Source organism: Paenibacillus sp. HB172176 (genome assembly GCF_011947265.1).
Lineage (GTDB): Bacteria > Bacillota > Bacilli > Paenibacillales > Paenibacillaceae > Pristimantibacillus.
This window is the reverse complement of record NZ_JAATHD010000055.1, coordinates 1-3,555: the sequence shown is the minus strand read 5'-3', so window position 1 is coordinate 3,555 and position 3,555 is coordinate 1. Positions and strand designations below refer to the sequence as shown.

3 protein-coding genes are annotated in these 3,555 nt (G+C 37.8%); all 3 read right to left on the bottom strand.

The genetic code is table 11. From position 1 onward, the window contains the following. Positions 1 to 318 precede the first annotated feature (318 nt). The gene (locus HFP08_RS28650; RefSeq protein WP_168124055.1) at positions 319 to 873 is read right to left on the bottom strand and encodes a DUF4362 domain-containing protein; all 555 of its coding nucleotides are present in this window, start codon (positions 871 to 873) and stop codon (positions 319 to 321) included. A 618-nt stretch (positions 874 to 1,491) separates the two neighbouring features. Beyond that, entirely contained in the window at positions 1,492 to 2,232 is a 741-nt protein-coding gene (locus tag HFP08_RS28645) for a hypothetical protein (protein ID WP_206109346.1), read from the bottom strand. Between the two features lie 262 nt (positions 2,233 to 2,494). Continuing rightward, complete coding sequence (locus HFP08_RS28640) at positions 2,495 to 3,391, bottom strand: hypothetical protein (RefSeq protein ID WP_168124053.1); 897 nt, start codon at positions 3,389 to 3,391, stop codon at positions 2,495 to 2,497. Positions 3,392 to 3,555 lie beyond the last annotated feature (164 nt).

Genomic DNA, 3,555 nt, shown 5'->3' with positions numbered 1-3,555 from the left:
AAAAAGAAAAGCGGTAGCCATTAAACGAGTAATCATTATAGTCTCCTTTGAGCTTGTTTTTTTATACGCACTTCATCCCTTTCACCTAACGTTTTTGTATTCACGAACCGTCACTGCCTTAAGTGACCGAAGGGAACGGCCGCGACGCGGTTAGGCAGTGCAGGGTTGTCCGGCTGAATTAGCTTCCCTGCTACTGAATCATCTTCCCCCGAGACCACTTCTTCCAGCTTCGGCCGGACCAAGGAGCGATAGCGACGCAGCGTGAATACGGTGTTAGATGATGTTACAGCCTTCTTCGAGTTTCATTCAATACATTGTTTAGTCTTCAGGTATAAATATTAAATAGTATTCTTTATTTTCTTTATCACTGTACCCAATATCTTGTTCGCATTCTTTCAAGTAATATTCAATTCCAGATTGTTCTCCTCTTTGTTCTGTTCTTTTCATAATATTTTTGCAAGTAGTCTTATTTACTCCTTTGTTTTTACCTCCAAATTTATCCTTCGAGTTATCATATGTATATTCAATTTCTTCTCCGTTAAAATCTAGATCCACATAAATAGGGTCCCCTTCATCAGTATAACGAGCAAGAGATACACTACTTTCATTCTTAGACTTATAATCATTATAGAAATTTTCGATCTTTTCGATGTTTGCTAATCCTGATATTCCAACAACAACAAAACCTCGATCTTCCGCTTCGCGAGAAGTTAGATTTTGATGGGTTGAGTCATTATTAACGATGTTTAGACTGCAAGATGATAATAGCATCATAAATGACATAAAAATAATCAATTTCTTCAAATCATCATCACCTTTAATGAGTTTTTCAAATAGTTCTGCGGTAATTTCATCTAACGTTTTTGTATTCACGAACCTTCACTGGCTTAAGCAGCGAATCTGACCTAGCGAAGCGATCAGATGGCCGGGTCGAAGACTTAGCCTGTGCAAGGTTGTCCGGCCAACCATCCCTTTCCCGGCCGGACCAAGGAGCCGCTTGGCGACGCTGCGTGAATACGGTGTTAAGTGTTGTCCTTGGGGGGACATCCTCGAGCTCCTTTCCACACTTTCAATCCTTTCGTTTCCGTATGGAAACTTTCCATTGTATCTTCGAGTATGCCCGAATGACTTCCAATTTTCAGTTTCCGTATGGAAACTTTCCGCTGTGCACTAGCTTGCATTGTCAATGTCGTTCCCGGATGGGAACTTTCTTCTATGCCTTAAATAGTCCTTTTACATTCTCTAGTTTTTGCTCTTCCCCCCAAGGATTTCACTTAACGTTCTTGTATTCACGAACCCTCACTGCCTTAAACGACCGGAGGGAGTGGCCGCGACGCGGTTAGGCAGTGCAGGGTTGTCCGGCTGATTAGGCTTCCCTGCTACTGAATTAGCTTCTTCGAAACCTCTCCTTCTACTTCGGCCCGGACCAAGGAGCGATAGCGACGCAGCGTGAATACGGTGTTATATGAAGTCTGAGCCTTCCTGAGTCACTTACAAAATTATTTTTCTCTTTTTCAAGTATAGATTTTGTGTTGATATATCTTTTAAATAGTTATCGTCACTTATTGGAATTAGTAACATACATCCCATTTCCTTTAACATCTTTATGTACTCTAGATTCACGCCTGCTAATATATATTTTAAGTAATGCGGTTCTAACCAAGGGAAGCAAAATAGTTTCTTTTGATACGCTACTCCAATTGCCATTGAAGCACGCCAAACCTCTCCGCTCTGGAACTCTAATGGTCTATAAATTCTTCCATTCCGTTCATTCTTTTCGTTAAGACCAGATAAATCAAATAATTCAGATATTTTCTCTAATGTCATGGTATTGTTTGTCTTCAATATTCCTAGTTTTATTTGATCTGCAACTGTTTTTACATTCAAAATTTTCCTTTTCAATCTTCCTGGATAGTTTTTCAACTTTCTATACGGGCTTTCTATTACCCCTTCGCCAACATAACAAGAGATGTCTCTTAATGTTTGATTTCCAATCACTTGCCCATTCAATAATATTGCACTTGATTCAGTAAGATCATTGATCCTACCTGCTAATAAATAAGAAACTAACCAACCTCCAGATCCCATTTCACCAACAAGTCCATTAATGCTACCTGCTGTTAGGCTAGCAGAAAAACCAGTAATTGTATCTAAAATTCTATAATGATTAAACAATGAAACATGATGAACATAATTTAAATTATTGATTTGAAGTTCTTTCATAAGCATCATGCCTCAACTCTCATATTCATTTAGATTTGCTCAGATTTCATATAACGTTTTTGTATTCACGAACCTTCACTGCCTTAAGTGACCGGAGGGAACGGCCGCGACGCGGTTAGGCAGTGCAAGGTTGTCCGGCTGAATAGGCTTCTCTGCTACTGAATTCACTTCTTCGAAACCATATCTTCCTACTTCGGCCGGACCAAGGAGCGATAGCGACGCAGCGTGAATACGGTGTTATAAGATGTCCCCGCCTTCTATGAATTTACATTCAAAATCCAGCATTATTGTTTATTTCTAATTTGTGCAATTGATCACTGATTTCCACTGCCTCATTCCATTCAGGTGAATCAGGCTCATTAATTGGTAAAAACATAATATATGAGGTATACCCCAATTCAAACAGTGGTTTATCTGAAGTTGAATAATATGGAAATGATATGTAAGCAATTATTCCAAGTATTTGACTACTTCTTCGTCCGAAATGTCCAGTTACGAAATCTTTCGCCAATATATTTTGTATGATTTCATTTGCTTCTCGAACTGATTTATCTGGATCAGATAAGGTAATTATTCTATTAGAATCTCTAAAAATCTTATCGAGTGATATTGCTATAAATCCATAATTTTCAGTCTTACTAATTTGTTCTTCAGCCTTTTCAAGGTTAGCTTGAATGCCTTTTTTACTAATTAATCTCTTTGCTGCTACTGAATAAGTCTTTCCTTTATATCTAAATACAAAATCTGGTTCTTTCAGGTCAACTTTAAATCCTGAATGTTCAAATATCGAACTTAAATTGTATTGAAATTGAAAATTCCATGGTTTCGAATCTTTGCATTCTAATATACTACCATTAAAAATATTATTAATCTCGTTCCTTACTGATTTATCCATTGAGGTCAGAATTGTCTTTGACTCAGATATTCGTATTAATTCCCAATAATCTTTGTATCCATAGAGTAGCTCTTCTTGAACATTATCTTCTAACATATATTTCTGGTTCATTATTGATTCTAAATATAATTTATTGAACTTTGTTTTATAAATCTCAAATCGTGATGCAGAATCAATTCTATAACCAAAACGACGCAATCTTCTTAAAGAATTTTCGATCGTTCTTGGGACTTTTAAAACACTTTGATCAATGCCAAATATTCCATGATCCAAACAATCACCTCAATCTTTAGTAATTAAATCTTTGCGGGGATTTCTTATAACGTTTTTGTATTCACGAACCGTCACTGCCTTAAGTGACCGGAGGGAACGGCCGCGACGCGGTTAGGCAGTGCAGGGTTGTCCGGCTGATTAGGCTTCCTCGCTACTAGAACGGC